6 protein-coding genes are annotated in these 6,000 nt (G+C 74.6%); 4 read left to right on the top strand and 2 right to left on the bottom strand.

The window, feature by feature from the left end; translation table 11 throughout:
* On the top strand, positions 1–807 hold an 807-nt coding region (locus ACIQGZ_RS22460; RefSeq protein WP_402604419.1), incomplete at its 5' end, for a transketolase C-terminal domain-containing protein.
* Between the two features lie 67 nt (positions 808–874).
* The gene (locus ACIQGZ_RS22455) at positions 875–2,242 is read left to right on the top strand and encodes an aspartate aminotransferase family protein (RefSeq protein WP_402604457.1); all 1,368 of its coding nucleotides are present in this window, start codon (positions 875–877) and stop codon (positions 2,240–2,242) included.
* 61 nt (positions 2,243–2,303) lie between these two features.
* Here ACIQGZ_RS22455 and ACIQGZ_RS22450 read toward each other — a convergent pair whose 3' ends face one another.
* Together ACIQGZ_RS22450 and ACIQGZ_RS22445 are read right to left on the bottom strand one after the other, a co-directional pair.
* Complete coding sequence (locus ACIQGZ_RS22450; protein ID WP_402604416.1) at positions 2,304–2,678, bottom strand: hypothetical protein; 375 nt, start codon at positions 2,676–2,678, stop codon at positions 2,304–2,306.
* Between the two features lie 304 nt (positions 2,679–2,982).
* On the bottom strand, positions 2,983–3,444 hold the full coding sequence (locus tag ACIQGZ_RS22445) for a hypothetical protein (RefSeq protein ID WP_402604413.1): 462 nt from the start codon (positions 3,442–3,444) through the stop codon (positions 2,983–2,985).
* Positions 3,445–3,857: 413 nt separating this feature from the next.
* On the opposite strand from ACIQGZ_RS22445, the gene ACIQGZ_RS22440 reads away from it, so the two are divergent.
* The gene (locus ACIQGZ_RS22440) at positions 3,858–4,649 is read left to right on the top strand and encodes a glycosyltransferase (RefSeq protein ID WP_402604411.1); all 792 of its coding nucleotides are present in this window, start codon (positions 3,858–3,860) and stop codon (positions 4,647–4,649) included.
* 101 nt (positions 4,650–4,750) lie between these two features.
* Entirely contained in the window at positions 4,751–5,791 is a 1,041-nt protein-coding gene (locus tag ACIQGZ_RS22435; protein WP_402604454.1) for an SDR family oxidoreductase, read from the top strand.
* Positions 5,792–6,000: the final 209 nt, after the last annotated feature.

The raw sequence follows: 6,000 nt of genomic DNA, 5'->3' as shown, positions 1-6,000 counted from the left end.
GTCACCTTCGTGCTGGACCGGGCCGGCGTCACCGGCTCCGACGGCGCCAGCCACAACGGCATGTGGGACATGTCGATCCTCCAGGTCGTCCCCGGTCTGCGGCTCGCCGCCCCCCGCGACGCCGACCAGCTGCGCGCCCAGCTCCGCGAGGCCGTCGCCGTGGACGACGCCCCCACCGTGGTCCGCTTCCCCAAGGCCAACGTCGGCCCGACCCTCCCCGCCGTCGAGCGGATCGGCGGCGTCGACGTCCTGCTGCGCACCACCCCGCCCGGCGGCGACCTCGCGGACCCGCCGGATGTGCTGCTGGTCGCCGTCGGCACCATGGCCCAGCCCTGCCTGGACGCCGCCGCGCTGCTCACCGCCGACGGGCTGAGCGCCACCGTGGTCGACCCGCGCTGGGTCAAGCCGATCGATCCCGCGCTGCCCGCGCTGGCCGCCGGGCACCGGCTGGTGGTCACCGTCGAGGACAACGGCCGGACCGGGGGCGTGGGCGCCGCCGTCGCCCAGGCGCTGCGCGACGCCGGGGTGGACACCCCCGCCCGCGAGCTGGGCATCCCGCAGCAGTTCCTGGCGCACGCCGCCCGGGGCGAGATCCTCAACGAGGTCGGCCTGACCGGCCCCGGTATCGCCGCCCAGACCGCCGGCTTCGCCCGTAGCATCGGCTCCGCGCGGGTGGCAGCCGCCCGCCGCCGCCCGCCCGTGGCGCAGAGCGTCCCGGACGGCCCGGCGGTCCGGGTGCCGGCCCGCCGGACCCGCACCGCAGGAACCATCCGTACCCGAGAAGGGGACTCGCACCGTGGCCTCTGAGACCGTCGCCGCAGCCCGACCCGACGAGGCCCCCGGGCCGGCGCCCGCACCGGGTGCCGGCTTCGACCTGGCGTCGCTGATCGCCCAGCGGGGCAAAGAGCGCTACGAGTTGCAGGAGCGGTACCTCAACCCGCAGCTGTCGCGGATGCTGCACACCATCGGCTTCGACAAGTTCTACGAGCGCGCCGAGGGGCCGTACTTCTACGACGCCGAGGGCAACGAGTACCTGGACATGCTGGCCGGCTTCGGCATCTTCGCGCTGGGCCGCCACCACCCGGTGGTGCGCGACGCGGTGCGGCAGGTGATGGACCTGGAGCTGCCCGACCTCACCCGCTTCGACTGCTCCCCGCTGCCCGGCCTGCTGGCGGAGAAGCTGCTGTCGTACACCCCGCACCTGGACCGGGTCTTCTTCGGCAACAGCGGTACCGAGGCGGTGGAGACCGCGCTGAAGTTCGCCCGGTACGCCACCCACCGCAGCCGGGTGCTCTACTGCGAGCACGCCTTCCACGGCCTCACCACCGGCGCGCTGTCGGTCAACGGCGAGACCGGTTTCCGCAAGGGGTTCGACCCGCTGCTGCCGGACACCGCCGTGCCGCTGGGCGACCTGGGCGCGCTGGAGCGCGAGCTGCGCCGGGGCGATGTGGCCGCGCTGATCGTCGAGCCGATCCAGGGCAAGGGGGTGCACGCCGCCCCGCCCGGCTACCTCAAGGCCGCCCAGGAGCTGCTGCACCGGTACAAGGCGCTGCTGATCTGCGACGAGGTGCAGACCGGTGTGGGCCGCACCGGGGACTTCTTCGCCTACCAGCACGAGGAGGGCGTGGAGCCCGACCTGGTGTGCGCGGCCAAGGCGCTGTCCGGCGGCTATGTACCGGTCGGGGCGACCCTCGGCAAGGAGTGGATCTTCCGCTCGGTCTACTCCTCGATGGACCGGGTGCTGGTGCACTCCGCGAGCTTCGGCTCCAACGCGCAGGCGATGGCCGCCGGTCTGGCGACGCTGCATGTGATGGAGGACGAGCAGGTCGTCGCCAACGCCCGGCGGATCGGGGACCTCTTCCGCGAGCGGTTGGCCGCCCTGGTGGACACGTACGAGCTGCTGGCCGATGTGCGCGGTCGGGGCCTGATGATCGGCATCGAGTTCGGCCGGCCCAGGTCGTTCAAGCTGCGCACCGGCTGGGCGGCGCTCCAGGCGGCCCGCAAGGGGCTGTTCGCGCAGATGGTGGTGGTGCCGCTGATGCAGCGTCACCGCATCCTCACCCAGGTCTCCGGCGACCACCTTGAGGTCATCAAGCTGATTCCGCCGCTGACCATCACCGAGCGGGACGTGGACCGCTTCGTGGACGCCTTCGTCGAGGTGATGGACGACGCCCACCGGGGCAGCGGCCTGATGTGGGACTTCGGCCGGACGCTGGTCAAGCAGGCGGTCGCCAACCGCTGAGCGCGGCAGCCGCCCGCCGGAGCCCGGGGCGCCCCGGGCTCCGGCGCGGGGGCGCCGGGTGTCACATCTCCAAATTCTCCTCGACCCGGCGGATGACGTGCCGGGCCATGGCCAGATTGGCCCGGCTGCGGTCCAGCACCAGGTAGAGGAAGATGCCCTTGCCGCTGCGGTGGGTCAGCGGCCGGATCAGGTGGTACTGCCCGGTGAGCGTGATGAGGATGTCCTCGATCGTCTCGTTGTGCAGATTGAGCATCTCCATGGTGCGCATCTTGGCCCGTACCACGTCGGTGTTGCCGGCCGCCGCCACATTGAGGTCGAAGTCACTGCTGCTGCCCAGCGTGCCCAGGGCCATGCCGCTGCTGTAGTCCACCAGCGCGACGCCGGTGGCGCCCTCGATGGACATCGCTTCCTTGAGTGCCGTCTCCATGGTGCTCATGGCGTGAGTTCCTCCGGTAGGCGTAGGGGACCGGCCGCCGACTCGGGGGCGACGGTTCGGTGGGGCACAGGTGACCCTAGGGACCGCAGGCGCCGCGCATATGCGGATTCGCCGCTTTGAATGACCCTGCGCCATCAAACGGTCACTTTCGGTCGGGAATCGCGCATCGATCCAATCGAATCTGTCGTTTCCTCAGCAATTCGAGTGAATCCACTGCGGCCACCGCACCTTTCTGTTCGAACGGCGGACAGCAGAGTGCCCGGGGCCGTCCGGCCCCGGGCACTCGGTCACCTGCCGCGCGCGGTCAGCGCTCGGCGGCCGCCCTCCCGGCCCGCCGCCGCTGCTCCCGCCGCCGACGGCGCCAGACCGACTGGCCGACGTCCAGCGCCGCACCCACCGAGAGCACGAACAGCGCCACCGCCACCCACACATAGGCGCTGCGCGCCGTGCTGCCGCCTGCGGCCAGCGACGCCAGGAAGGCGAAGATCGCCGCGCCCACCAGCAGCAGCGGGGCGAACACGCTCGCCAGGAAGATCCGCAGGTCCGACAGTTTCGCGCCGTCGGGGAGCACGCCCCGGCGGTCGCGGCGCCGCCCGGTGATGTCATAGGTGGTGTGCCGGTCGGGCAGCTCGGTGTCGGTCGGCCGGATCCGGCTGCGCAGGCCCGGTATGCCCTGCCCCTCCAGCGGCATGCCGTGCGGGGAGGTGCGCGGCGCGTCGGTCCCCCCGGCCGCGCCTCGGTCGCGATTGGGGATGTTCTGCCGCATGGTCTCGTGCCTCCAGCGTCGTGGTCCATGGCCGGAGCGGCCCGCAGCGGCCCGGGGTCGCGCGGTACGGGCCCCGCGCCGTGCGGGTCCGGTGCGCGCTCCTGGGCCACCCAGCAGTTCGCGTACCCGATCCGGCGGTCCGGACACGAAGCGGAGCAGGTCAGTCCGGACGACGGCCGCCGACCCGGTCCGCACGCCCAGTCGGGTGAAGGGAAGGCCGTGGGCCGAACCGCCCCGCGCGGCATCGGGCCCCGCCGTGACACCGTGGCCGCAGAGGGTTCCTCGGCGCCGTGCGCACCCCCGCGCGCCCGACCGGTTCCTCGCACACCCAGCTCCGCCTTCGGCGCCCGCCGTCCGGCCGCGCGCCGAGGCGGTCGAGCCGGTCCGTCCGACGCCACCAGGAGGGTCCGTCCATGATCCGTGCCATCGCCGTCGTCGTCCCCGCCCGCGACGAGGAGCGACTGCTCGGGGGCTGCCTGGCCTCCGTGCGCCGGGCGGTCCGCCATCCGCTGGTGCAGGGCCTCCCGGTGCGGATCGTGGTGGTGGCGGACAGCTGCCGCGACCGTACGGCCGCCATCGCCCGGCACGCCGGAGCCGAGGTGGCCACCATCCTGGCCCGCAACGTCGGCGCCGCCCGAGCCCGTGGCACCGACCGGGCGCTGGCCGCCGTGCTGACGCCCAGTGGGGCGCCCGCGCCGGGCGAGGTGTGGCTGGCCCACACCGACGCGGACAGCAGGGTGCCGTACGGCTGGCTGGCCCGGCAGCTGGCGTACGCGGAGCAGGGCTGGGACGCGGTGCTGGGCACGGTGCAGGTGCTGGACTGGTCCGAGCACCCGCCGGGCACCGCCGAGAAGTTCCAACGGCAGTACGCGACCCCGGTCCGCCCGGCCGTGGAGACCGCGCCCAAGCCGGTGGCACGCAGCGGGCCGCGCGCCGAGCACCCCCATGTGCACGGCGCCAACCTGGGGGTGCGGGCCGACGCCTACCGCTCGGCGGGCGGCTTCACGGCGCTGGCGGTGGGGGAGGACCACGCCCTGGTGGCCGCGCTGGAGGCCCTGGGCCGCCCGGTCCGGCGGGCGGCGGACCTGCCGGTGATCACCTCGGCGCGGCGCAGCGTACGGGCCAGGGGCGGCTTCGGCGACACCATTTCGGCGCTCTCCTGGCCGCCGGCCGAGCGGGTCCGGCCCGCGTACGACGGCCGGTGACGCCGGGGCGGGCATGAGCGCTCGCCCGCCGGGCAGGCGCCCGGCAGTCCCGTACTCCTACCCGCACCCGCCTCGCCGACGGAGGACCGATTCCCGTGCAGTTGTCCAAGCGCGGGCGCCGCAGCGCCCACATTCCGCGGACCGTGGTGGTCACCGGCGCCAGTGGCGGCGTCGGGCGGGCCACCGCGGTCCGGTTCGGCGCCCTCGGTGACCGGGTGGCCCTGCTGGCCCGCGGCGAACGCGGGTTGCAGGCCGCCGCCGAGCAGGTGCAGGCCGCGGGCGGCGAGGCGTTGGCCGTCCCGGTCGACGTGGCCGACCACCGGGCCGTCGAGCGGGCCGCCGAGCAGGTCGAGCGGGAGTTCGGCCCGCTCGACGTCTGGGTCAACGACGCCTTCTCGTCCGTCTTCGCGCCCTTCACCGAGATCGACCCCGAGGAGTTCCGCCGCACCACCGAGGTCACCTACCTCGGCTATGTGTACGCCACCCGCTCCGCCCTGCGGCGGATGCTGCCGCGTGACCACGGCACCGTGGTGCAGGTCGGCTCGGCGCTCGCCTACCGGGGCATCCCGTTGCAGACCGCCTACAGCGGGGCCAAGCACGCCGTCCAGGGCTTCAACGAGGCGCTCCGCTGCGAGCTGCTGCACAGCGGGACCCGGGTCCGGGTGACCATGGTGCAGCTGCCGGCCATGAACACCCCGCAGTTCGACTGGCTGCTCAGCAGGCTGCCGCGTCGCGCCCAGCCGGTGCCGCCGGTCTACCAGCCCGAGGTGGCGGCCCGCGCGGTGACGTACGCCGCCGAGTACCCGGGCCGCCGCGAGTACTGGGTGGGCGGCAGCACCGCCGCGACGCTGATCGCCAACGCGGTGGCGCCCGGCCTGCTGGACCGCTATCTGGCCCGTACCGGTTACGAGTCGCAGCAGACGCCCGAGGAGCAGCCGCAGGACAGCCAGGGCAACCTGTGGGAACCGGCCGACGGCCCCGGCGGGCCCGACTTCGGCGCGCACGGCCGGTTCGGCAACCGGGCGCATCCGCGCAGCGCGCAGGCGTGGGCCTCGCGCCACCACGGTCTGCTGGGCGCCGGCGCGGCGCTCGGCGCGGGCGCGGCCGGGGTGCTCGCGGCCCGCGCCTCACGCGGGCGCTGAACGGGGCGCGGGCTGCGATGGGGCGCCCCGCGCCCGCTGGGCGCGCCCCCGCGCTGCGCGCCCCCGTACCGCGTGCCCCGTACTGGGCCGTTCGTGCGGCGCCCGCCGGCCCCCGGTGTGTCGCCTGTACGCAGCGGGCAGGCGCAGGGCGGCTCCGGGCACCCCGGAGGCCCCGGGAGAGTACGGCCCCTGCGGAGCGGACCGCCCCC

This window comes from Streptomyces sp. NPDC092296, from assembly GCF_044755465.1.
GTDB lineage: Bacteria > Actinomycetota > Actinomycetes > Streptomycetales > Streptomycetaceae > Peterkaempfera.
Note: the sequence above shows the minus strand (reverse complement) of the source record. Positions and strands in the feature narration are given on the sequence as shown.

Coding starts and splice junctions, on each gene's coding strand:
- ACIQGZ_RS22440 (WP_402604411.1), top strand. CDS start 3,858: ATGATCCGTGCCATCGCCGTCGTCGTCCCCGCCCGCGACGAGGAGCGA.
- ACIQGZ_RS22450 (WP_402604416.1), bottom strand. CDS start 2,678: ATGAGCACCATGGAGACGGCACTCAAGGAAGCGATGTCCATCGAGGGC.
- ACIQGZ_RS22445 (WP_402604413.1), bottom strand. CDS start 3,444: ATGCGGCAGAACATCCCCAATCGCGACCGAGGCGCGGCCGGGGGGACC.